The sequence below is a fragment of the Mammaliicoccus sp. J-M40 genome (genome assembly GCF_022386395.1).
GTDB classification, from domain to species: Bacteria; Bacillota; Bacilli; order Staphylococcales; family Staphylococcaceae; genus Mammaliicoccus; species Mammaliicoccus lentus.
Genome location: NZ_JAJNIQ010000005.1, coordinates 160,630 through 186,086, shown reverse-complemented (window position 1 = coordinate 186,086; position 25,457 = coordinate 160,630). Strand labels below are relative to the sequence as shown.

Here is a 25,457-nt window from a genome sequence, read left to right as displayed (position 1 = left end):
GCTATGGTAGGAATTTTATATATTGAAATTCCTTATATAAAATTAACAATAATTATTATTAATTTTTGTATTCTGTATTTGTTTTTAATTACTTCGTTAAAGAAATACATTTTTATTTAATTGAACGATTTCATTCATAATTATTAACTTTTTGACTTACATTTATCACTAATGACATAAACCGTTCAAACTATTGAACACTATGAATCCTATTGATATGCTTATACCCAATTAGTAAGCGCTTACTAAAGATACAAGGAGGTGTTATAGTGAAGATTTTTGAACTTATTGATAAAAATACTTTTATTTTTGACGAAACAATTTCTTCTAAAAGTAAACTCTTTAATTCACTCACAGAAATATTAGATGAACACGGATATTTAAAGAACAGGAAAAAGTTTCTAAAAGATCTACTTAAACGAGAAAGTATAGTTTCTACGGGGATTGAAGATGGTTTCGGTATACCTCACGCCCAATCTAAATATATAAATAAACCTATTATTACTTTTGCAAAAACTTCTAAAATTAGTGATTACAAAGCATTAGATGATTCTGAAATTAACATAGTTTTTCTTATTGCATTACCAAAAATTGCACAAGCTTCACACTTAGATTTATTAAGTGAATTGGCTCGTCTTTTGATGAATCCAGATTTTCGACATGACATTAAAAATGCTGAACAAGCAGATGAAATTTTAGATATTTTATCTGTATAGGAGGAATATTATGAATATCATTGGAATTACAGCATGTCCTACAGGTATAGCCCACACTTATATGGCTGCTGAAAAATTGACTAATACTGCTGAAAACCTAGGTCATAATATAAAAATTGAAACACAAGGTTCAAAGACTGAAAATATTTTAACTGAAGATGATATAAATAACTCAGATTTAATTATTTTAGCAATAGATAAAGAAATCGATTTAAGCAGATTCTCTGGAAAAAAAGTCAAAAAGATTTCAACAGCACAAGCAATTAAAATGCCTGAAAACATTATAGAAGATGCTATAAATGATATCGATATGACAAATATTGAAAATAATGAAAGTAATACAAATAATAAATCAGGTATATATAATCACTTCATGAATGGCGTAAATTATATGCTCCCATTTGTAATTGCAGGTGGTATATTAATAGCCATCAGTTTTGCTTTTGGTATAAATTCTGCTGATCCTGATTCAGAATCATATAATAGATTTGCAGCTGCACTTTCTAAGATAGGTGGAGATACAGCATTCCAATTAATGGTTCCAGCTTTATCTGCTGGTATTGCTTCTTCAATAGCTGGCAGAGCAGGTTTTGCGCCTGGTTTGGTTGCAGGAACTCTTGCAACAGTTGATGGATCAGGATTTTTAGGGGGAATGATTAGCGGGTTAATGGCTGGTTATGTAACAAATATTTTAGCAAATAAAGTTAAAATACCAAAATCAGTATCTGCACTTTATCAATTAATAATTGTACCACTTTTTTCTATATTTATAGTGGGCATTGCAATGATTTTCCTAATCAACACTCCAATATCATGGCTACTAGATACACTGACTCACTGGTTAAATGGTTTAGGACAGTCATCTGGTATGTTATTCGGCTTATTAATTGGAGCTATGATGGCAGCAGATATGGGAGGGCCTATTAATAAATCGATTTCTACATTTTCTATAGGATTAATGTCAGCCGGTGTTAATGCGCCTATTGCTGCTTGTATGGTAGCTGGTATGACTCCTCCACTAGGTCTAGCTTTAGCGACACTTATTTTCAAAAATAAATTCACTAAAGAAGAAATAACATCTGGAAAATCTTGTTGGGTATTAGGTGCGTCATATATTACAGAAGGAGCGATACCTTTTGCCGTTGCAGATCCGCTTAGAGTCATCCCTAGTCTTATATTAGGCTCTGCAACTGCAGCGGCAATATCTATGAGTGGTGGTGTAACTTCTTTAGCTCCTCACGGAGGTATATGGATTTTATTTATTCCAAATGTAATTAATCATATATTTATATATATCATCGCCATCATTAGTGGAACAGTGGTTACAGCTTTGTCAGTTGGGTTACTAAAGAAAAAAATCACTTTTGAACAAAAAGAGAAATCAAATGAAATTATTAAAAATAAGGTGGAGTTATAATGTTATATAATATGAAAGATTTACTAAAAGTTGCAAATGAGCATAAATTTGCTGTTCCTGCGTTTAATATATCTAGTTTTGATATGCTTAAATCAATTATGGAAGAAGTTGAAAGGCTAGAGTGTCCTGTCATTCTAGAAATACATCCAGATGAAATTGAATATTTAGGAAATAATTTTGTGTCAATTGTAAGAGCTTATGCCCTTAATAGTAAAGTTCCAGTCGTTATTCATTTGGATCATGGTAGTACACTGTTCGATGTTACAAGGGCAATTAGAAACGGTTATACTTCAGTAATGATTGATGCTTCTACTCAATCTTTCGAAGATAATATTTCTATTACTAAACAAATAGTTGAGTTAGCACACAATGTAGATGTTTCAGTAGAAGCAGAACTAGGTACAATAGGAAATAATGGTTCTAGTGAAGGTGGAACTGATGAAATTATATACACAGATCCTGATCAGGCAGAATATTTTGTTAAAGAAACCAACATTGACACATTAGCAGTAGCCATTGGTACATCACACGGGTTATATCCAAAAGGAAAGAAACCAGAATTAAATATAGAGTTACTTAAAGAAATAAATTCAAGATTATCTATTCCTATTGTATTACATGGTGGCTCTGGAAATCCTGATGAAGAAGTACGTGAATCTGTTCTTTATGGTGTGGGTAAAGTAAATTTAAGTTCTGATTTAAAAAGTGTCTTTTTTGAACAAGTTAGACAAACTTTAATTGATAATAAGAATATGTATGAACCTAATGAAGTTTACCCAGAAGCAAATAAAAAATTAAAAAAAGTAGTTGAATATAAAATGAATTTACTGAACACTATAGGTAAAGCAAAATTATATAAGTAATTTCTACAAAGGTGGTTAAATCCATGCTTAAAATAATAGAAGAACGTCAACAAATTATAATCAATCATTTAAAGATTGTTCAATTTTCAAGAATACAAGACTTGATAGAACTCGTAAAATACAGTGAAGCTACTGTTAAAAGAGATTTGATAGAATTGGAAAAAAAGGGCCTCGTTAGAAGGACTCGTGGTGGAGCTATGATTATCGATAATCAAAAAATAGATTTGCCTTATTTAATGAAAATAATTAACTTTAATGAACAAGATAATAAACATAAATTAGCAGAGAAAGCCAAAGACCTTATTAATGACGATATGGTAATATTTATAGATTCAAGCACCACTACTTTACATTTAATTAAAATGTTAGCTAAGTTTGAAGGTTTACAAATTATTACGAATGGTGTTCTTACTGCTTCATTATTATCAGAGTTTACTGACGCTCATATTAATATTCTAGGTGGGACAGTTATAAAAAAAAGAAATACCATAAATGGTTCTAAAGCTTTTAATGATGCCTTAACTTATTATGCAGATATCTCTTTTGTATCATGCAGAGGATTTGATTTTAAAGAAGGAGCAACTGAAACTACAGAAGGAGAAGCATTGATTAAACAGGCCTTTAGAAGGAATTCTAAACACTTAGTGTTACTAGTAACTGATGAAAAATTCAACAATAAATATATTCATAAAAGCTTATCTTTACAAGATGTAGATACCATAATTACAGATTATAAACTAACTCAAGACTCTATTAACTTATTACAAAAAAATAATATTAAATGGATACTTTAATTTCTATCAATCAGAGTAATTTCAATTAACAAAAAGATTTGTATAGACACACCAATCCCCTCACTATTTCCATTAGTGAAGGGATTTTTAGTTTAGTATGTCAACTTATCATTTTACTAAAACTGTTTAGCCAAACAAAGTCCATACTCTGTTGACAGGATAATATATATCAAATAAAACGATATATTTATGATTTTTCTTCAGACAGTTTATTATTAGCTCGTCTTTGCAATAGTACACCTAATAAACCAATGATAATTACTAATGCAATAACGCCAGCAATGCCTAAGAACTTAGTAATATATCCGACTACAATTCCTACTGCTAAGAAATCAGTATCTGAGAATGTTGTGGAAGCTGCTCCTAGATCTCCCATAAATGGTATGAATAGCAATGGTAAAAATGTAATTAAAATACCATTCAATGCTGACCCTGCAACTGCTCCTTTTATACCTCCTCTTGCGTTACCAAATACACCTGCTGTAGCTCCTAAGAAGAAATGTGGTACAACTCCTGGCAGTATAACTACTCCACCGATTAAGAACATAATAAGCATTCCGATTACACCAGTTATAAAACTAACGAAAAATCCTATCAACACAGCGTTTTGAGCATATGGAAATACGATAGGACAATCTAATGCTGGTTTAGTATTTGGCACTAATTTCTCTGATATACCTTTGAAAGCAGGTACAATTTCAGCCAAAATCAAACGTACACCTGTTAAGATAATAAATACACCTGCAGCAAAAGTTACACCTTGAATAACCGAGAACACAATAAAGTTTTGACCGTCACTTAGTTCAGCGTGTACATATTGTGGACCTGCAAATAGCGCTGCAATTATATATAAGACAATCATCGTTAATGAAATACTAATTGTACTTTCTCTAAGAAAACTTAAACCTTTTGGAAATTTAATATCTTCAGTTGATTTAGATTTCCCAGAAAATAATTTACCTATTTCTCCAGCTGCCCAGTAACTCACTGTTCCAAAGTGACCGATAGCGACTTGATCAGATTTAGTAATTTTTTTCATTGTAGATTGGCCAAGTGCTGGAAGTATTGCCATAATTAATCCTAATATAATAGAACCCATAACAACTGTTAAAGTACCTGTAATATTACCTACTGTTAATAATATTGCTAAAAATGCAGCCATATAAAATGTATGGTGACCTGTTAAGAAAATATATTTTAAGTTTGTGAACCTTGCTATAAGTATATTTACGACCATACCGAACATCATGATTAAAGCGGCTGTAGTCCCGTAATCTTTTAATGCTATAGATATAATCGCTTCATTATTTGGCACCACCCCTTGAACGCCAAATGCTTCTTGGAACATCTTACCGAATGGTTCTAATGACTGAGTTACAACGTCTGCCCCTGCACTTAATACTAAAAAGCCTAATATCGTTTTAATTGTTCCAGATGTAATATCTGCTCCTGATTTTTTCTGAACAATCAAACCTATGAACGCTATAAGCGCTACTAGAATAGCGGGCTGACTCAAAACATCTACAATAAATCCTAATATTGAATTCATAATGCCCTCACCCCTTTATAGTTAAATAATATTCATTTCAGTTAATTTTTCGCTTAGTTTATTTTGTAATTCTTCTTTATCTAATATGTTATCTAATACAACAACTTCACCTAATCTTTGCGCGTTTTCTTCTAAATCTCTTCCGCATATAAATAAATCTGCCATATCAGGACTAGCTGTCATAATATCACTGTGCTCTACCTTTACATCAGATGGTGCTTGTAAATTTCTCAGAGCTTCTTGTGCATTCATTTCAACCATAAAACTACTTCCTAAACCGTGTCCACATACTACTAAAATTTTCATATTAATCATTCTCCTTAAATATATTTATTATTTCTTCAGAATTTTTTGCTTCTATTAATCTATTTATTCTTTTTTTATCACTTAGTTTAGTTGCTAATTGTCTTAAAATATCAAGATGGGCTTCATTATCAACAGCGCTCAAGACAAATATTAGTGATGCATAATGTCCGTCTTCAGAAAAATTAATGTGTTCGTCTAATTTCAATAGACTTAGACCTACTTTTTCAACATTGTTGCCCGGTCTTGAATGCGCAATAGCTATTTCAGGAGCTATAACAATATAAGGCCCCATTTCATGCACGCTATCTATCATAGACTCTACATATTTTTGAGTGAAATACCCTTCAGCTAACAAAGGTTTAGAAGCTAGTTGTATACTTTCTTCCCAACTGTTAACCTTCTGTCTTAAAAGGATATGTTCTTCCTTAATAAAATCTGTCACGTTTATATTTCCTCCTTACTATGACTAACAGAATGAATGAGCTCTATAATTTTTTCTTTATTTCCATTTAGTAGTTCTTTTCTTTTTTCTTCATCCATTATTAAATGACTAAGTTGCCCTAATGCATTTAAATGTATTTGCGCTTGACTAGTTGCTAAAATAATAATAATTTTAACTGGATCATATCTCTCGTGACCAAAAGTAACACCATTTTTAAAATGCATTATAGACATACTTACAGGGACATTTACATTTTCAAAGTTCGAATGTAGTAACGCAATATTAGGTCCAATGACCATGTAAGGTCCAAATTTATCTAAATGCTTTATAATGTCACCTGCATAAGCTGCATTTACATGCCCTTCATCTATTAATACTTTTACACTCTCTTTTATAGCGTCATCTCTGCTTTTACCTATGACATTAGTTTGAATATGATTGAAAGGAAGTACATCTTCTAAAGTTGGACCTATAGTTTTATAGCTTGAAACGTACCTTTCCCTAAAGTCATTAATCAGTTGATTTAATCGCTCTCTATCTTCTCTGTTAAGAAAAGGAGATACTTCTATCGTCGGAACAGAAAAATCTTCGACAGGTACAGTAGACAGAATATAATCCACACCATGGGACTGTAGAATTTTTTCAGTAATCTCATAGATAGAAAAAGCGTCTAAAATTTCAAATTCAGGATAAATATTTTTTATACGACTTTTTAATAATTGTGAAGTGCCAACACCTGAACCACATAATAATATGACCTTAATTTGTGTTGTTTGTTCACTAGATAACCGTTCAATAGAAGAAGCAAAATGTAATACAAGATAAGCTACTTCATCATCGCTAAATTCTATATGAAAAGGATTCTCTAATACGTATATTTGTTGTTTTACCGCGTGAAATAATTCTTGATATTCATCAATGATTTCCCCTTTTAAAGGATTAGAATGTGCCATGTTAAATGTCATTCTATGAATTGCGGGTTGTAAATGTGTGATTAAACCAGTCATTAGCTTATGATCATGAATTAGGGGTATACCTATTTGTGCACTTACTTTTTGGATGAATAATTTTGAGATTTGAGTTATATTTTTGTGTTCTTGATACTCATGGTAAGAAGTAACACGAGCGCCTAATAAATGTAATGTAATAAAAGCTGCTTCACTTTTAGGAAACTTAATTGGGAATATTTCTTCTAATTGCTGAGTAATTTTGATCGCAATTTCAAATACATCAGTTTGTCTCAAACGTTCGTATTCTTCATCTGGTATTTCAAACATATACTGTTCCTTAGCCCGATGAATAGCTATTATTATGTGATATATCAATCCATCGATTCCTACTTGTACGAGATGAAAATCTTCTTCATTTAAAATATTGATTACAGTCCGTCTTATTTTTTCTAAATCTTCTTTAGAAAAGTTTTTCATACCGATGTGAGGCGTAGCTTTTCTAAAATACTCGCTTACGATATTTGCGTATGCTTCTCTCAAGTTTTTTTCATTACCTTCGATTATAAAACCTTTATTTTTCTTATATTCTAGAAGTAATGAATATTTACCTAGCCATTCCTGTACAGATTTCAAATCTTCTACTACTGTTCTTCTAGATACGTTTAAAATATCCGCGAATGTTTGAGAATTAATAGGTTTAGAAGATTCAAACAACCTCAATATAATTTGTTCTTTTCGTTCAATTTTAGAAAAATGTACATCCATTTCTACGTTAGACTCAGATAAAAAACTAGTTTCGTCTTGAGATGTAATTTTTACACCTAAACTCTTACTGCGTTCGATTTTAATTTTTAATTGGTCTGCAAAAGATTCAATATATTCCAAATCATATTGAATTGTGCGTTCTGAAACTTGAAATAAAGATGCTAATTCAGTAATCGTTATAAAATCTTTAACGGGTGATAAATGAGATACGATGTTTCTTTGACGTTCACTCAACAATCAAATGACCTCCCTAGTTATATTGTAAGCGTTTACCGATACTTTTAGATGTGTAAACTTCTTCGTTTAATAATCCGAAACATTTCACATCAAAGCAAGTAAAAATATTAAACGTAATTTGGATATTTGTAATAATTAAACAAAAAACCTGCCGACAAAGTTTATACTTTATCGACAGGCTGGAATATATTATTCGATTTCAATTATTATACATGTCTAGTTTTAAAACGACGTGTATACTCTCTAAATGTAATAAAACATTTATTTTTTTCGTCGTATAATTTATATTTTAAAGATTCTAGACTATCTTTAATCGTGATTGTCGTCGCGTGTTGTAATGGTGGTGTCTTCTCGTGTGCTTGTTCTAATTGATAGTTTGGTATTCTTGGGCTTAAATGATGGACATGATGGTAACCAATATTACCTGTCATCCATTGAAAGACTTTAGGTAATTTATAGAATGAACTACCTTCAATCGCTGCTTTAACATAATCCCATTCAGATGATTCTTCAAAATATGCATCTTCAAATGTATGTTGAATGTAAAATAACCAAATACCCATCATACCTGCAATAAATAACATTGGTAATAAAACGAGCATAAATGGAACTGCTCCTACTAGGAAGAACATTCCAACGTAGAATAAAAGCAATACAATATTATGCATCCAAGTATTGCGCTTTTCCTTAGGTTTAGCATCTTTAGCATTCATTCTATTTGAAATAAGCATCAAGAATATTGGTCCTAATATAAACATTACAAACGGATGTCTATACATACGATATTTAAATTGAGTAAATTTAGAAGCATCACGATATTCTTCAATTGTCATTACCCAAATATCACCAATACCACGTTTTTCTAAATTACCACTGCTTGTATGGTGAATGATATGTTCTCTACGCCATTTTTCATAAGGGAAAAATGTCATAAGACCAGTTATATTCCCTAATAAATCGTTGTTCTTTTTCTCACTTAAGAACGATCCATGACAGCAATCATGGAAAATTATAAATGTTCTAATTAAAAATCCTGAAGCTAACACACCACATAATATCGATAACGACCAATGTAATTGATAACTTAAAAATCCACCAGTTACCAATAATACAAGTGGTATTATTGTATTTATAATTTGAATAGTACTTTTCTTTAGATTGTTGTTTTCAAACGGTTTGACCATTTTGCGAAGCAACTTCTTCTTTTCTTTTTCGATATTTTTCCACGTCCCTTTATTCAATAAATATAAGAATAGGAACTACTTTAAAGAGCTAAGCACTTCCATCTCTAGTTCTTATAATAAATCATAATATCAAGGTTTACAAACAATAGCCATTTAAAAATAAAAAAATATTAATACAAAAAATTGTTTTATTTTAATAATAATTTAGCACTTAGTCATAATAGTAGATGTAGAAGCTGTTGTTAAAGGATTTCGGTTATAAATAAAAAGGATTTCTCACTAGTTTTACTACTAATGATGAAATCCTTTTATGTTAAAAGTCATTATTTATTTTTTGTTCTGTTACCACATGATATCTTTTACAGTATCGTCATTTAATGCTTTAACAATTTCTGCAACAAGCCTCACAGCATTTAAGTAATCTTCTTTATGAAGTACAGAAACGTTAGAGTGCATATAACGTAATGGTACACCAATTGAGATAGTTGGTGTGCCTTCGTTTGCAACATGGATACTACCTGCGTCTGTTCCTCCGCCAGTAATGTTATCCCATTGTACGTCTATATTTTTCTCTTTCGCTACATTTTTAATGAATTTTCTAAAGCCAACATGACCGATATTTGTACCATCCATTAATAATACAAGTGGTCCATTACCTAACTTCGTATCATGATCTTGACCCTTCATTCCAGGTGTATCGTAAGCAATACCTACGTCTACTGCGATTGATAAGTCTGGTTTAATTTTGTTAGCTGCTACTTTTGCTCCACGTAAACCTACTTCTTCTTGTACAGTTGCACCTGAAACAAGGTTAATACCTAATTCATCATTTTTTAGTTCATTTAATACATCAACACTTAAAGCACATCCAAAACGGTTATCAAATGCTTTTGCTGTTAAATAGTTTCCATCACCTAGCTCTTCAAATTCTGAATAAGGCGTTACCATATTACCTATTTCAACGCCTAATTTTTCAACCGCTTCTTTATCACCTACGCCTAAGTCGATGAACATATCTTTAATTTCTACTGGTTTTTTGCGTTCTTCGGGACTTAATACGTGAGGTGGTTTAGATCCAATAATACCTCTTAATTCTTTACCATCATCTGTAGTGACAGTCACTTTTTGAGATAACATAACTTGGTTCCACCAACCACCGATTGGCGTAAACTTAATATAACCATCGTCATCGATACGGGTTACCATAAATCCAATTTCGTCTAAATGACCTGCGATTAAAATTGTTTTAGATCCATCTTTAGCTTTCTTCTTCCCGAAAATACCACCTAAATTATCTTCTACAATTTCATCACTAACCGGTTCTAAATACTCGCGCATTTTAGATTTAACATTGTATTCATATCCAGAAATGCCATTAATGTCTGTTAATGTTTTTAATAATTTTACTGAATCAGCCATTTTACTTCCCCCTTAATATTTTTTCAACATTTCTATTTTATCATTCTCTTTAACAAAAGTGTTATGAGAAGGATTGATTTGATTGATTTTTCAGTTTTTTTAACAAAATATTTTTCTGAATAATAAAATACACCCCAATGTTAAATTTCTCATCTAACTTTGAGGTGTATTAATCCATATAATTATTCTGTTTCAATAAATGTACTCTTATAAATTTCATTGTTCATTTCTTGCATTTTTCTTTCAACATTAGTAATTTCAGCTGAACATTCTTTTAGTTTGTCTTGGTATTGTTCTGTTGAAATATGTGTGTTTTTGTATCTAAGCTTATGTTCTAAACTTGCCCACATATCCATACCGATTGTTCTAATTTGAATTTCCACTGGCGTCACTTCTACCCTTTCAGCTAAAAATACTGGTATAGAAACTACTAAATGCAAACTTTTATAACCGTTTGGCTTAGGATTATTAATGTAATCTTTTCTTTTTAATAATTTAATATCTTCTTGTCTTAGTAGCAACTGTTCAATCGTATAAACATCCTCTAAATAATTGCACACTACACGAATACCCGCTATATCTTGTAAATTATCGCGAGCTGACTTTGCGTTCAATGGAAAACCTTTTCTCTTTAACTTTTTGACTACACTTGGGAATTCTTTAACCCTTTTTTCCATATGATGGATAGGATTATGTTTGTAAGCTACCTGAAATTCATCATCTAAAATTTTGAGCTTTGTACCAATTTCTTCTAAAGCCGAAGCGTAAGTATGTTGCAATTCCACAAAATTAAATAACTCTTCCATCGCTTGTTCCGTCGTTTGAGGCCTCTCAATTTCATTCAAATGATTTGTGAACTCTTTTTTCAACTCAGTTAAATTAATTGATGGTTTTCTTTCTATATACATAGATATTCTCCTTATATTTTTAAATAAAAATATATTTTCTTAGTATTAATTATATCATTTAAAAATTTTACATCAAAGAATGAGAGGCTGAGTTCTATGATTATTTGGCTTAACGGAGCTTAGTTTTCACTAACAACAAGTTGTTTACCGTTTGTTTTTAAAATGTAACTAAGCTAACAAATACCGTCTTTTTATTAGGTATTGGGTATAATATAGAGAGTTACTTTTAAAATCTTCCTAAGTTAATTTTTCTTATTATTTTTATTATTAATACTACAAAGGAAGACAATAAAAGCTCTTGAATAAAGAAGCCTAAATATGTTGTAAATTTAATAGTTTTATTAAATTCAAAAATTGATGTGCTAGATTGAACTGTATTATTTTCAATAACATCCATTGGTGTTACTAATAATAATATATACATCATAATCGAATATAATATTGAACCTACAATTATATAGAGCCAAAATAATTTCTTTCCACTTGCACCCCTACCTATAAATATTGCTAATAAAAATGAAGGTATTAATTGTACGAAAAGCATATGTTGAAAAATATTTAAATTATTTATGAATATTAAGCTAAATGCTATTTCTAGCATTAATATAAATATAATTATTGAATTTATTTTCATTAAGCTTTACTCCTTAGATGTAACCTATAAATAATATTTCACATCAATATCATTATTTTAGACCTTCGACAACATTCTTATTTGCAGCAACCATAGCAGGAATAATACTAAATAGTATTCCAAAAATAACTGTAGCTAAAAACGTTATGATAATTTGTAAAATAGTTAGACTAGCTACTAAACCTATCATATTCATTAAAAAGATAAATATTAATGTTAAAACTATACCTGCTATACCACCTATAGATGAGAGTAGTGTACCTTCAATGATATATGATACTTGTATATCGCTCTTTTTTGCTCCTAGAGCACGTCGAATAGCTATTTCTTTAGAACGCTCACTAATTGACGAAAGCATAGCATTCATAACTCCAAATCCCGCCACAAAAATTGAAATGCTTGAAAGTAGTGCAATGAAGTTCAATATTGTTTCTGTCTGTGTTTTTGTTTCTTCATAAATACCTTTATTGTCTGTATATGTATAACTTCCAGTTCCCTTATATGTTCCATTTTTATCTAGAAAACCTAATGCTTTATTTATGTCTGTTTGATTTTGTGTAAATATAATCATTTCATCATAATAGATTTTATTTTGCATAATATCTTTCTTTGTTTGTTCTGTAACTATTAACGAGGGTAGTAATTCATTAATAGTAGATGCTTTATAAATTGTACTTATTTTATAGTTTTTATTTTTAATTTTTATATTGCTATTAATAAATTTCTCTATATTATTTTGACGAGTTAGATCTATTAATGCCTTATCACTTATTGCTATTTCATTTGATTTATCCTTTTGTCCCCCTAGTTTCTTTCCCTTCAAGACCTTTGGCATGTTCACTTCGTTTTTCTTTAAATCTTCTAATGTTCTATAGCTGAGAATTTGTTTAGAGGTACCTAAGAATACATTCACCTTTGTTCCGTAAGAACTGGATACTAATTGAGCTTTAGTTTTAATTAACTTTTCTATTGAGTTTTTATCTTCTTCTGTAAATCCTGTAGGTTCTATAACATTTTCTCCTACATAATTGAGTGTAGTTTGTTCTTTCTCTAATTGAAGATTATCTGATAAAGACTCATTGGTAAATTCACTACTTGCTTGTACAATTAGAACAACAAAACTAGCAATCGCTAAAGCTATAGCTGTTAAAATACTTTGTCTTTTATTTCTTAATAGTAATTTGAATACATCTTTAAATACGTTAATAATTTTCATCGCACACCCCTAGCTCTGAATAAAGTAACCCATCTTTCATAATGTATTTTTTATTTGATAATTGAGCTACTGTCGGATCATGTGTCACTAATATTATTGTCATACCTTCTTCATGAATACCTCTAAATGTATTTAATATTAAATTACGATTCTTTTCGTCTAGAGATCCCGTAGGCTCATCTGCGATAATGAGGCTAGGTTTATTTGCTAAAGCTCTAATTATCGCAACTCTTTGCTTTTGCCCACCAGATAAGTTACAAGCATACTCGTTTACTTGTTGCTCTAAATTTAATTTCTTTATCAAATATTGAATGTACTCTGTATTAATTTTTGTTTCAGAATATAAAGATGGTAAATAAATGTTTTCTAACACTGTGTACTCATCAATTAAATTAAAATTTTGAAAGATAAAACCAATTTTCTGGTTTCTAAATTTTGACAGTTTTAAATCACTTGTTCTATTGATTTCTTTTTCTTCAAATAAGTATTCTCCAGAAAAATCTACATCTAATAACCCTATAATATTTAATAATGTAGACTTACCTGACCCTGACTTTCCTACTATTGAAACAAAGTCACCTGCATTTATATCTAAAGAAATTCCTTTTAAAACGTTTAAGCTTTGCTTACCATTTCGGTATTCTTTTGTTATATGATTTAATTTTATTAATCTCTTCAAATTATATCCTCACTATAAATTAATAATATCCAAGCTCTAATAAAAATATTTTTTCTCACAACAATATTTTATTTAAAAAATAATATTGCGTGAATCTCTTTTCATAATAAATTAACATATTTAACCAATTATTATTAATTGTAATGTTAGTTTGTGCTACTGTTAATAACTTTGACAGGATAATTCTTAAATGAATGATGGTATCTATATGCTAGCACCTTAATCGTGATTATTTTTAAACTTTGGATTTCAACAAAAAATTGAATAAAAAGAGATTTTTACTGTTCACTCAGGATGATTTCTAGGCAAGTTAGTAGAAATATTATAGGAAGGATTATTTTTTAAATACTAGTGGAATATAGCTTTGTCTATAGATTGTTTCTGTTGCAAAGTCAAAAATTATCCTAAGTATTCAGAAACTTTAAATATATTAGATCAGAGCTTCGAAGACGTCATACAGTTTTATAGATTTCCAGCACAACACCCTAAGAATATACGAACTACTAATTCTATTAAAAATATAAATATGCAACTTAAAAAAGGGAAAGTCATTAAGACTTTCCCTATCCTATACTCAGCTTTTAGATTAATTATTGCATTATTCATGGTTATTCAAGAAAATCTAGATAATACTAAAAGAGCCTTAACGGGCTAGATATTTTACTCTTGCACGTTACATTTTCTAACAGGCTTGTGAGTTTAAACAAGCATGTTAGCACGATATAATTCATGATTTCAATGTAATTTTACCCTAAAACAAATATAAAAAGTGCTCTAACGTGCAAGAAACTATAGACAAGCTCGTTACATTTTCTAACGGGCTAGTGAATCAAAACAAGCACGTTAGCGCAAAATAATTCATGATTTCAATGTAATTTTACCCTAAACAAATATGAAAAAGTACTCTAACGGGCTAGACTTTTTCAACAAACGCGTTAGTGCGATCTTTATATCACTTATATTTAATACATCTTAATACACGTTTCTACTAAATCGAAAAGTTTGCCAGCTTTATCTTTAATTTTGAGCAAAAAAGAGCTTGGGACCTCTATCCCTAGCTCTAAAATTATTACTTTTATTCATCTTCTTCACTTTCAGATTCGTTTATTATATCGTTTACTTTTACGATTCCTTTTCTTCCTTTATAGATATAATCTACTTCTTCATTAATCATTTGGCCATTTAGATAACTTATTATCATAGGTAAGTTCATTCCTGTATATAGCTCTAGTTCTTCACCTTGCATAATAAGTTTACTTATTATATTTGCTGGTGTGCCTCCAAGTATATCTACAAAAACTACAACATCATCATCTTTATCAATATGTTGCGTAAATTTGCTCTCTAAGTCTTGTGGTCCGTCTTCTTCTAATAATGATACTGTGAAAATATGTTCTTGAGGACCTAATATCATTTCAACACTGTCTTTAATACCTTCACAAAATTTTCCGTGACTTACTAAAATTAATTTCTCCATAATTATTTATCTCCTTTAAATATTTATTAACTTGGAGTAATAATACCTAATGCTGATAGAATGATTGATACAATTAGCACAATAAATATAGCTCTTGTAGCATTCATATGTTTGCGTCCAAGTAACCAATAAATACTTAATGCAATAATTAACGGTAATAATTTAGGTAAAATCATATCAACGTTTTCTTGAATATCAATAGTTACATCACCAATGGTTGGTTTCCAAGCAAATTCAACTTTTACTATGGATGCTACTAGTGCGCCAACCATAAAGACCCCAAGTAATGTCGCTGCGTTTGTTAATGTTTCTAATCGATGTTGCATTGTCGTAACAAGTGATACCCCTTCTTTATATGCATATCCTAGCTGTTTCCATCTGAAGATCACAATAGCTACCGTTGCAAATATCCATATTAGTGCTCCGACTGGATTACCTTGTTGTGCCATGTTACCTGCTAAAGCCCCAAAAATAGTAGGTATTAAAGAAGCAAATAGAGAGTCACCTACAGCAGCAAAAGATCCCATCAATCCTACTTTCATCCCTTTTACTGTGTCTTTAGCTTTATATTGTTCTTCTTCTTCCATTGCAAGGTCAATACCTGTAATAATAGTATTGAAGAAATTACTCGTATTGAAAAACTGAGAATGTATTTTCATCATTTCTTTTAATTCAGGCGAATCGTCTCCGTAAATTTTTCTTAATTGAGGTAAAATGATGAATAAATAACCGCTACCTTGCATACGTTCATAGTTCCAACCTAATTGGTAAAACAGTAAACTGCGTCGGTTAATTTGGTTAAAGTCTTTTTGAGTTAATTGATACCCTGTAGAAGATGGCTGTATTTGTTCATTATTTTCTGGTGTATTATCAAAGCTCGTCATCGTCTATCTCCCCTTCCTCGTCATCTGCAGAAGCACTATTTTGAGTAGGCGATGGCTTTTCAGTATTGCGTTTATAATCTATAGCTGCTAATGAAAAACCAATAAGTGCTACAGCTAACATTGGTAAACTAGATTCTGTAAAATCGAATTTTTTAGACATACCTGACACTGCGTTACCAACACTATTAACACTAGTAAATACTGTGGAGAATATTGCGGTAATAATAAAACCTAAAATGAAATAAGGAAAATGTTTTTTGACTGGTAAATATCTTAATAATATTGCAAAACCTACAGCCGGCAACACTGCCCCAGCTGTCGTTAATCCATCCCCTAACCACTTAAGATCTGTGTTTAAATAATTTACTACTGGTCGTACTACATGGGCGCCAAAAGCTAATGCTAGAGCTACTGGAATCATTCTAGATAACGACCACGGAATTATTCCGAATAGAAAATTCCTCTCTATCGCTTTGTAATTCATATTCTCAATGTGTGTATCAATGCGATGTGCAAAAAATGTATTAGTCATACGTGCTAAAACATCCATTTGAATCATTAAACTGGCAACTGGTATTGCTAAAGTTGATAAAGCTTGTTGTGTATTCATATCTAGTGCAACTGAAAATGCTACAGCTATTATAGTACCTGAGTTCGCATCAATTTTAGAAGCGCCCCCGAATGTACCAACTCCTAAAACAACTAATTGCATACCACCACCGATTATTAATCCCGTCTTCATATCTCCCATTATCAAACCGGCAATTAACCCCGCAAATACGGGTTGGTTCAGTGTATTGAACTGTAATTCATCTAATATTTGGTAACCTGCATAAATCGATAAGAAAATCACTTGCCACCATAAGATATCCATGATTCATCTCCCCTTTATTATTTATTGAGTAGAGACATAAAGTTAACTGCCTCATCGTTAGGCACCATCTGTGAAACAATTTTTAACCCTTTATCATTCAACTTTTTGAAAACATCAATATCTGTATCAGTGACATTAATAGATTTTGTTAATGATTGAGTCTCTTCTGTTTGAGACATGTTACCAACATTTAGCTCATCTAATTTCACGCCATGTTCAAGCAATTGTAAGAATCTGTCTGGTTTCCTAGCAATAACCATTAAACGTTGAGAATCGTATTTACCATTATTTATATTATGAGCGGCTTTTTCTATCGGTAAGACACTTAATCTAATTCCCGATGGTGTCGCAAGTTTTAAGCTTTGTTTATCAATATCACTTTGTGCTACTTCATCGTCAATGACTAAAAAGCGCGTAATATTTAATTTTGTAGCCCATAAATTAGCTACTTGTCCGTGGATTAATCTTCCGTCAACTCTATTTGCAATGATTGTCATAATTAATTACCCCTTTGTTTTGAATAAGTTAGTTATCTATTTTATTATCAATTGTTATAGGTGATTTCTTTAAATTAATAGTTGAATTCGCTTTATTTTCTGTCTCAAAAATAACGATTTCATTTTCTCCAACATTTAAGAATGATTTGGAAATATAAAGTGATAAAGTAGGACCAATTTCCCAGTATCTACCTATATTAATTCCATTAACTAGAACTACACCTTTACCAAACTGTTGCATATCTAAATATGTGTCATAAGTTTCTTCAAGATTAAATTTATAACGATGAAATGAAGGTATACCTTTTATATAATTTTTTTGAAAATGTTCTGACCTTAATTTATTGAATTGAATATCGAACTGTTCATAATTCTGAACAAAATGTAAATCTTGCATTAATCCTTGTCCAAGCCCTTTACGTTGAGTGCTAGAAAGTAACTTATGACCATAATTTACACGCCCCATATTTTCAACTAAAACATCAATTTGAGGTTGATCATTTTGTAATTGAACTTCAATTTGTGCTCCTATTTCATCTTGATACGCTACATGTTCTAATTTATTATCGATAAATAAATGTATTCTATCTCGAGCATCGATTATTCTTAAATTCTCTTTGTGACTTTCACGTTTGATATGAGTACGATAAACAAAGTATCCATAACCATCTCCTGCTTCCTCCATAGTTTGAGGGTATTTAGAAGTTGTTTTGATTGATATATCATCTAAAATTTCAAATAGACTTACTTGATCTGTTACTTCTATATTATTGATTTCCATAAATTCTCGATATTTAGGAGGGCGTTGTTGGATATCGTTCTTTTCGTTTTTTACTAAATTTTGTAATGCAAAATATTTATCAGTAGGATTACCTGATTCATCAAGTGGTGCATCATAATCATATGATGTGATTTGTGGTAAATCTGTGTTGCCACGTGCCGAACTGCCATTCCAAAATCCAAAATTGGTTCCACCATGGAACATATATAAGTTAATATGACCATCTCTAATTGCTATTTTTACATCATTGATTAAATCATCCGTATCACGTTTAATGATTTCATCGCCCCAGCGGTTAAACCAGCCATCCCAAAACTCCATACACATTAATGGCCATTTCTTCGAATATTCCTCTTGAAAATTTTTAAGATTATTAAAGTTTTCATGCGTTCGAGAACCAAAATTCCCAGTCACTAAAATATTTTGATCAATCATGCTTCCAGCACTTAAGCACTGGTTCCAAGCTCCATCTGATGTAAATAATGGAACTGTAGTACCTCGCTCTAACATTAAATCTTTTAAGCGCGATAAATATTCTTTATCTTGACCGTAAGAACCATATTCATTTTCAACTTGCATCATAATAATCGGTCCATTTTCGTCAATTTGTAGAGGCGTTAAAATTTTAAATAATTCATCATAATACTTAGCAACTTTTTCGATGAAACTTTCATCTGAAGAACGTATACGCATATATCGATAATTTAATAACCATGCTGGTAATCCACCAAATTCCCACTCTGCACAAATATACGGTGAAGGGCGAATTATAACGTATAACCCCAATTCCTCAGCTATCTTAATAAACCGCTTTATATCTTTGTTTCCTGTAAAATCATATTCATCCTCAATTACTTCATGAAAATTCCAAGGTACATACGTTTCTACTGTATTAAACCCTAAAGATTTTAAATTATATAAACTTTGATACCAATCCCCGCTTGGGATTCTAAAGTAATGTATTGCACCAGATAATATTTGTAAAGGACGTCCATCTAAATAAAATGTTTCTGAAATTTCGAATCTACTCATTAATTGCACTCCCGTTTTAAAGTTATTTGATTGGTGTAGCGTTAATTTGGTTAACTTGATTTAATGCTTTCAAGTTTTGTAAACCTATATCATTTAACCATTTTTCTGAAGCATCCCATCCATCAGTAACTAAAGTTTCAGTAGCACCTTTCCATGTAGCTCGACCACATAAGACACCATTAAATTTCGAACCAGAATCTTTAGCAAATTTTAAACTTTTGTTAAATAAGTCAGCCGAAATACCACCACTTAAGAAAATATAAGGAAGGTTTGTGCTATTGTTTTGTTCTTCAAAGTATTGCGCCGCCTCTTTCTGTGTGTATACAACTTCTTTATCTCCTAATCCTTCTACATAGTTCATGTTTACAGGTGTTTCTACTTTTAATACATCAGCTTTATAACGTGGTTCGCTAAATGAATTCATTGCACGAATAACTTTGTTCGGTCTTAATTTAGCAAATTCAGGTCCTTTTTCATCAGTAATATGACTATCATAAGTCAATATTTCTAGTAAGAACGGCACATCTTCTGTCTCGCATTCGCTACCGATACGCTCCACAAACGCCTTTTTCTTATCGTTAATCTCATCAGACTCATCAGCATCGTAATAAATCAAAATTTTTATAGCATCTGCACCTTTTTCTTTTAATTTTTGCACTGATTGATTTTCAATAAGTCTTGGTAAACGTCCTGGCACACTTTTTTCATATCCTGTTTGTTCATATGCAAGAATTAACCCTGCATCTTTATCTTTTTTTCGCGCCGCTTCCATCCCATATTCTGGATCCAATAATATACTAGAACCATAAGGCGTTAATATTTCTGAAACTAGGCTTTTAAATGATGAAATGTTTTCTTCATTTGCATAATCTTTCAATAACCTTTCCAAAGCGCCTCTTTGGTCAATCGCAATAGCTGAAAATACACCATTTTCATCTAATAATTTACTCAAATCTTTTTTTGTCATTTATAACAACTCCACTTTAATTTTGTTAGCAAACTCTTGAGCTTGTTCTGGATTGATATGACCTGTTTCTTTTTGTGTTGCGTTAGACATACCACATGATAGTGCTAAACGTATTATTTTTTCATTTTCGTTATAAAATTTTTCCATACCAAATGCAATACCAGCAACTGTGGCGTCACCTGAACCTACAGAGTTCTCAGCTGTAATTTCAGGTATTTCTGCTTTGTATATTTTATCTTTTAATTTAACTATTGCTCCCTTATCTCCAAGAGTGACAAACACATCTAAATCATTAAATAATGTATGCGCTTTCAATAAGTTGTAAATTTTTTTGTCACTCAGACTTGATTCTTTTACTAACGTTTTAAATTCTTCTTCATTTGGTTTTATACAGTGTACCGGTGCTTTCGTTTCTAATATATCTATTAATTCTGACGCCCTTATATCTAAAATATTATAACTATCGCTCGAATTTTCTAAAATGCTTTTAACATGATTCTTTGGTGTATTGCCTTGTAATGCAGGTGTACTTCCGCTAATAGCCATAACATCTATATGATTATGATTCTTTTGAAAATTATCTAGATAATCATGTTGTTCATCTTGTGAAATTTCAGGGCCTTGCTCAAGTATTTCTGTTTGTTTCGAGCCATCGTTAATAGCTATACACTGGCGGGTACTGCCTTTGATATGAGTAGCAATTGTCGGTATACCTATTTCATTCAGTTGTCTTTCTATCCATTGGCCATTTTCTCCACCCAAATAAGTATGAGCTTTTAAATCTGCTCCGAGCTGCAATAACACTTTGGAAACATTTAACCCTTTTCCGCCCGCATTTTTAATTGTTTGAACAGGTCTGTGTACGTTCCCTAACTGTAATTGCTCAACATTGTAAGTGATATCTATGGATGGATTAAAAGTATGTGTGATAATCATGAAATACCTCCATTATTCCTCAAAGTCATAAATTGTAACGCCTTTAACAACGCGGTTAATAAAACCTGTAGGACTCGGATTGTCAGGATTCAAACCAAATTTAATAGACTGCTTGCTTGCTAACAATTGACCAAATATGAGATAAGTTAAAGCTAATTCGAAGTCATTGAAATCTTCAGCATTATTTAAAGCAACCGCTTGATTGGAATCATCATTATTAGGCCCTAAAATAAGTATTTGATAATCTGGATTACCACTTTCTATTTCTTTAATTAAGTCCTTTTCGTATTGACGACGGTATGAGTGATTACTACGCAATAGTATAAATATTGATTCTTTACTCAGCCCTGCTTTTGGACCATGCCTAAATCCAAGTGTTGTTTCACGTGATATACCAATCTGACCACTAGTTAATTCATTTAACTTCAAAGCAACTTCACGTGTAAGCTCACCTATAATCCCAGTACCAACATAAAATACTTTTTTGTAATCATATCCAGAAATTTTGTCAGCTAATTCATCGATACTATCAAATGATTTTTCAGCTTTATCATAAAAGTCGTTGGACACTTCGCCGCCAAATAACAAATATGCTGATAAAAGCATAGAAGAAAAACTTGAAGTCATAGCAAGTGATTTATCATTTGTTTCCTCAGGTAATATAATTTTAAAAATATTGTCGTTTTCATATGTACCTAAAAAACCATCTTTATTATTCGTAATAAAGATATGAAACGCTTTATCTGCTAATTGATCAGCTATTTCAATTGTCCCTTTTGTTTCTGGACTATTTCCTGAACGAGCAAATGATACAAATACATAAACAGTTCCCTCTTCAATAAATGAAAGTGGATTAGTTACGAAATGAGTTGTAGAGACATTCTCAAAATCCCAACCTTCACTAAATTTATTTGATTTAGCTAAGCGTAATATATCGCCTACATATGCTGAAGAACCTGCACCAGTAAAATAAACTTTCACAGGTTTACCATCCGCATGTTCATTAACTTTATTTACAAAATCAACGAACTCCTGTTTAGATGAGGCTACAATACCTTCTGTTTCTTTCCATATTTTTGGCTGTTGCCTGATTTCTTTATAAGTATTTGTTTCATTCAACATATAAATCCTCCTAATTGGTCATGTTGTCATAACCAGTATTGTTAAATTATATACCGTTAAATCTAGCCAATTAATTTAACGGTATATTTGTAATCTTTTGCTTTGGCAACCGTTTCAGTATATTCAATAATGCCTTCTTCAATATAACTAAAGCGCTCTATAAACATGCAAGTATCGTTTATATCTGTTTCTAAATATTTAGCTTGTGATTCGGATAATTTTCTTGCAGTTAAATTTTCATACGCGCGAATAATTTGGATATCATAGTATTTATCTAATGTGTTATATAAAGAATGGCTATTAAAATCGAATTTTTCTAAACCCTCGCAAAACTTAACTGGTAAATAACTCGTTTCATAAATCAATGGTTTGTCGTTGGCTAACCTTAAACGACGTAATTCATAAACTTCTTGATGTGGCAGTATCCCCATTTTCTTTTGTAAATGTTCTGTAGAAGCAATTTTTTTAAGGCTTAACATTATCGTGCTTGGTTGGTCTCCATTCTTTTCTATCTCATCTTTAAAACTATAAAGACTATCTAGCATTTGATTGTACTGACTGCCTAGTACGATAGATCCACGTCCATGTTCTCGTCTAATATAGCCTTCTTCTTCTAGAAGTTTTAGAGCTTCTCTTATAGTTATACGGCTAACATCATATTGCGAATATAAATTTCGTTCAGAAGGTAATTTTTCTCCTTCTTTGTATTGACCATTTTGAATCTTATACTTTATGTCTTTATAGACTTGAAAATATAAAGGTGTATTTAAGTTTTTCATTTTTTCTCCTTGCTGGTTATGACCACTTTTAGTTTAATACTTTTAAAATTAAATGTAAAGTCACATTATTTTTCTCATATTTCACCAAGCTTTTGAATTTTAGCTTAAAATAATATTGTTGTTTTTTGATTGATTATGTTTATTTATAATAACAAATTTTTTTGAAATGAGTAACTTTTTCATAAAACACATTATAATAATATTTTTTCACACCAAAACATAAAGAATCAATACTTATAGAAACACCGTTATAAAGCCTCTCAATCGTATAAAATTATATATTAAAAATCGCTCGTCATTGTTTCAATAAAAATATTTATTGCATAAAATTAATTGAAAATTCAAATTTCTATGATAGTATAAACATGATTTAACACTATCAAACAAATAAGGGGATTGATTTGATGAATAATTTTTATAAAATGGGCATTTATGTATTAGGTTTGGTAATATTTTTAGCTGGATGTAGTGGAACAGATGCGGGGAAGAAAGAGCCTAAGGACACACTGAGATTAATAGCACCTTCCGATTTAACGACCTTGGATTCTAGTTTGGCAGTAGAAGCTGGAGCATTTGAAGTCATGAACGCAACCCAAGAAGGTTTATATCGTTTAGATAAAGATGATAAAGCAGAACCTGCAATTGCAAAAGGTGATCCTAAAAAATCAAATAACGGTAGGACATGGACATTCGATTTACGAAAAGATGCTAAATGGTCAAATGGAGAACCAGTCACAGCACATGATTTTGTTTACGCGTGGAGAAGAGCTGTAGATCCTGAAACAGCTGCTGAATATGCATATATCATGTATGACATTAAAAATGCTGAAGCTATTAATAAAAGTGAGAAAAAGGTTGAAGAATTAGGTGTTAAAGCGATTGATGATCATACTTTAGAACTGACTTTAAACGAAGAATTACCGTATTACAAAGAATTGTTAACATTTGGTACATTCATGCCACTAAATGAAAAATTTGTTAAGAAACAAGGCAGTAAATATGGTACATCAGTAGATAAAACATTGTACAGCGGACCGTTTGTTATGAAGAGTTGGAAAGTTGAAGATAACTATAAACTTAAGAAAAACAAAGAGTATTGGGATAAAGATAATGTTGCACTTAAAGGTATTGATTACAGCGTTATTAAAGATGAGCAAACAGCACTCAATTTATATAATAATGACAAAGTTGATACGACAGAGTTAAGTTCACAAAATGTAAATTCAAATAAAGATAAAGAAGGTTTCGACACAAAACTAGAATCTGCAACTTACTATATACAAATAAACACACAGACAAATAAAGACCTTCAAAATAAAGATTTAAGAGCTGCAATTGCACAAGCGATTGATAAAAAAGCATATGTTAACAATAATTTAAACGATGGTTCAGCACCAATTGATACTTTTACACCTAAAGAAGTTTTTACAAATGACGAGAAACAAGATTATAACAAATTAGTTAACCCACCTTATTCTTACGATGTTAAAAAAGCACAAGCATCGTTAGAAAAAGCTAAAAAAGATTTAGGAAAAGATAAAATCAATATTGAATTTTTAACATTTGATCAAGACAATGCTAAAAGAGACGCAGAATATTTTAAAGAACAAGTTGAAAAACATCTACCTGGTGTTACGATGTCAATTAAGCAACAACCTAACAAACAAAAAATCGCTTTAACTAAAAAAGGTGACTATGATGTAGCTCTAACAGGATGGGGCCCAGACTATCCAGACCCTATGACATTTTTAGATTTATTCCTGAGCGAAACTACTAAAGGAGAAACGGGATACAATAATCCTAAGTACGATAAAATAATAAACGACGGTAAAACAACATTGCTTAAAGACCCAGATAAAAGATGGGATGAATTAGCAAATGCAGAAGAAATGTTGCTAGAAGATGCGATGGTCATACCACTTTATCAAAAAGGTAAAGCGAGATTAACAAAGAAAGAAGTAAATGGGCGTATTATTCATTACGTAGGGACAAAAGAATATAAACATGTAAAATTAGACCGATAGGACAA

24 protein-coding genes and 1 pseudogene are annotated in these 25,457 nt (G+C 31.0%); 6 read left to right on the top strand and 19 right to left on the bottom strand.

All coding sequences use genetic code 11. The features are described from left to right. Positions 1-269: 269 nt before the first annotated feature. From LQ688_RS08290 to LQ688_RS08275, 4 genes are read left to right on the top strand one after another with little or no spacing between them, the layout of a single operon-like run. Positions 270-716, top strand: a complete 447-nt coding sequence (locus tag LQ688_RS08290; protein ID WP_064204965.1) for a PTS sugar transporter subunit IIA — start codon at positions 270-272, stop codon at positions 714-716. A 10-nt stretch (positions 717-726) separates the two neighbouring features. Beyond that, the gene (locus LQ688_RS08285) at positions 727-2,133 is read left to right on the top strand and encodes a PTS fructose transporter subunit IIC (RefSeq protein ID WP_218688603.1); all 1,407 of its coding nucleotides are present in this window, start codon (positions 727-729) and stop codon (positions 2,131-2,133) included. Continuing rightward, positions 2,133-2,996, top strand: coding sequence for a ketose-bisphosphate aldolase (locus LQ688_RS08280; protein ID WP_216683645.1), 864 nt, complete (start codon positions 2,133-2,135; stop codon positions 2,994-2,996). Before LQ688_RS08285 ends, LQ688_RS08280 begins: the two co-directional genes overlap by 1 nt. A gap of 23 nt (positions 2,997-3,019) precedes the next feature. Then, positions 3,020-3,790, top strand: a complete 771-nt coding sequence (locus LQ688_RS08275) for a DeoR/GlpR family DNA-binding transcription regulator (protein WP_218688602.1) — start codon at positions 3,020-3,022, stop codon at positions 3,788-3,790. Between the two features lie 187 nt (positions 3,791-3,977). Here LQ688_RS08275 and LQ688_RS08270 read toward each other — a convergent pair whose 3' ends face one another. The 10 genes from LQ688_RS08270 to LQ688_RS08225 form a co-directional block, all read right to left on the bottom strand. Beyond that, on the bottom strand, positions 3,978-5,339 hold the full coding sequence (locus tag LQ688_RS08270; RefSeq protein WP_064211206.1) for a PTS ascorbate transporter subunit IIC: 1,362 nt from the start codon (positions 5,337-5,339) through the stop codon (positions 3,978-3,980). 21 nt (positions 5,340-5,360) lie between these two features. Then, positions 5,361-5,645 carry a PTS sugar transporter subunit IIB gene (locus LQ688_RS08265; protein WP_239704010.1) on the bottom strand — a complete coding sequence of 95 codons (285 nt, stop codon included), beginning with the start codon at positions 5,643-5,645 and terminating at the stop codon, positions 5,361-5,363. A gap of 1 nt (position 5,646) precedes the next feature. Next, positions 5,647-6,087, bottom strand: a complete 441-nt coding sequence (locus LQ688_RS08260; protein WP_239704011.1) for a PTS sugar transporter subunit IIA — start codon at positions 6,085-6,087, stop codon at positions 5,647-5,649. A gap of 2 nt (positions 6,088-6,089) precedes the next feature. After that, positions 6,090-8,036: a BglG family transcription antiterminator gene (locus tag LQ688_RS08255; protein ID WP_345772343.1), complete on the bottom strand. Its 1,947-nt coding sequence runs from the start codon at positions 8,034-8,036 to the stop codon at positions 6,090-6,092. Positions 8,037-8,245: 209 nt separating this feature from the next. Further along, the gene (desA, locus tag LQ688_RS08250; RefSeq protein ID WP_239704013.1) at positions 8,246-9,223 is read right to left on the bottom strand and encodes a Delta(5) desaturase DesA; all 978 of its coding nucleotides are present in this window, start codon (positions 9,221-9,223) and stop codon (positions 8,246-8,248) included. Between the two features lie 342 nt (positions 9,224-9,565). Next, positions 9,566-10,642 carry a M42 family metallopeptidase gene (locus LQ688_RS08245; protein ID WP_064204954.1) on the bottom strand — a complete coding sequence of 359 codons (1,077 nt, stop codon included), beginning with the start codon at positions 10,640-10,642 and terminating at the stop codon, positions 9,566-9,568. A gap of 182 nt (positions 10,643-10,824) precedes the next feature. After that, entirely contained in the window at positions 10,825-11,550 is a 726-nt protein-coding gene (locus tag LQ688_RS08240; protein ID WP_017001096.1) for a GTP pyrophosphokinase, read from the bottom strand. 226 nt (positions 11,551-11,776) lie between these two features. Further along, complete coding sequence (locus LQ688_RS08235) at positions 11,777-12,184, bottom strand: hypothetical protein (protein ID WP_017001097.1); 408 nt, start codon at positions 12,182-12,184, stop codon at positions 11,777-11,779. Between the two features lie 52 nt (positions 12,185-12,236). Then, a complete protein-coding gene (locus LQ688_RS08230; protein ID WP_239704014.1) occupies positions 12,237-13,400 on the bottom strand; it encodes an ABC transporter permease in 1,164 nt (387 codons plus the stop codon). Then, positions 13,387-14,079 (bottom strand): ABC transporter ATP-binding protein, encoded by a 693-nt coding sequence (locus LQ688_RS08225; RefSeq protein ID WP_239704015.1) that lies wholly within the window; start codon positions 14,077-14,079, stop codon positions 13,387-13,389. The genes LQ688_RS08230 and LQ688_RS08225 overlap by 14 nt, the downstream gene beginning before the upstream one ends. 379 nt (positions 14,080-14,458) lie before the next feature. Between LQ688_RS08225 and LQ688_RS14130 the strand changes: the two are divergent. Further along, a pseudogene (locus tag LQ688_RS14130) lies at positions 14,459-14,734 on the top strand (transposase); the annotation flags it as partial. A 420-nt stretch (positions 14,735-15,154) separates the two neighbouring features. Here LQ688_RS14130 and LQ688_RS08220 read toward each other — a convergent pair. The 9 genes from LQ688_RS08220 to LQ688_RS08180 form a co-directional block, all read right to left on the bottom strand. Then, positions 15,155-15,556: a PTS sugar transporter subunit IIA gene (locus LQ688_RS08220; RefSeq protein ID WP_182093701.1), complete on the bottom strand. Its 402-nt coding sequence runs from the start codon at positions 15,554-15,556 to the stop codon at positions 15,155-15,157. 26 nt (positions 15,557-15,582) lie between these two features. Beyond that, positions 15,583-16,440, bottom strand: coding sequence for a PTS system mannose/fructose/sorbose family transporter subunit IID (locus tag LQ688_RS08215; protein WP_017001103.1), 858 nt, complete (start codon positions 16,438-16,440; stop codon positions 15,583-15,585). Further along, positions 16,427-17,314 (bottom strand): PTS mannose/fructose/sorbose/N-acetylgalactosamine transporter subunit IIC, encoded by an 888-nt coding sequence (locus LQ688_RS08210; protein WP_017001104.1) that lies wholly within the window; start codon positions 17,312-17,314, stop codon positions 16,427-16,429. Before LQ688_RS08210 ends, LQ688_RS08215 begins: the two co-directional genes overlap by 14 nt. Before the next feature lie 17 nt (positions 17,315-17,331). Next, entirely contained in the window at positions 17,332-17,811 is a 480-nt protein-coding gene (locus LQ688_RS08205) for a PTS sugar transporter subunit IIB (RefSeq protein ID WP_064204948.1), read from the bottom strand. A 28-nt stretch (positions 17,812-17,839) separates the two neighbouring features. Then, a complete protein-coding gene (locus LQ688_RS08200; RefSeq protein ID WP_239704016.1) occupies positions 17,840-19,624 on the bottom strand; it encodes a glycoside hydrolase family 35 protein in 1,785 nt (594 codons plus the stop codon). 22 nt (positions 19,625-19,646) lie between these two features. Next, a complete protein-coding gene (locus LQ688_RS08195) occupies positions 19,647-20,591 on the bottom strand; it encodes a tagatose 1,6-diphosphate aldolase (RefSeq protein ID WP_216683635.1) in 945 nt (314 codons plus the stop codon). After that, positions 20,592-21,527 (bottom strand): 1-phosphofructokinase family hexose kinase, encoded by a 936-nt coding sequence (locus LQ688_RS08190; RefSeq protein ID WP_239704017.1) that lies wholly within the window; start codon positions 21,525-21,527, stop codon positions 20,592-20,594. A gap of 12 nt (positions 21,528-21,539) precedes the next feature. Then, on the bottom strand, positions 21,540-22,649 hold the full coding sequence (locus LQ688_RS08185) for an SIS domain-containing protein (protein WP_239704018.1): 1,110 nt from the start codon (positions 22,647-22,649) through the stop codon (positions 21,540-21,542). Between the two features lie 62 nt (positions 22,650-22,711). Continuing rightward, positions 22,712-23,428: a GntR family transcriptional regulator gene (locus tag LQ688_RS08180; RefSeq protein WP_182093697.1), complete on the bottom strand. Its 717-nt coding sequence runs from the start codon at positions 23,426-23,428 to the stop codon at positions 22,712-22,714. A gap of 404 nt (positions 23,429-23,832) precedes the next feature. Here LQ688_RS08180 and LQ688_RS08175 point away from each other — a divergent pair, with 404 nt between their 5' ends. Beyond that, positions 23,833-25,452, top strand: a complete 1,620-nt coding sequence (locus tag LQ688_RS08175; protein ID WP_064211216.1) for a peptide ABC transporter substrate-binding protein — start codon at positions 23,833-23,835, stop codon at positions 25,450-25,452. The last annotated feature ends 5 nt before the right edge of the window (positions 25,453-25,457 follow it).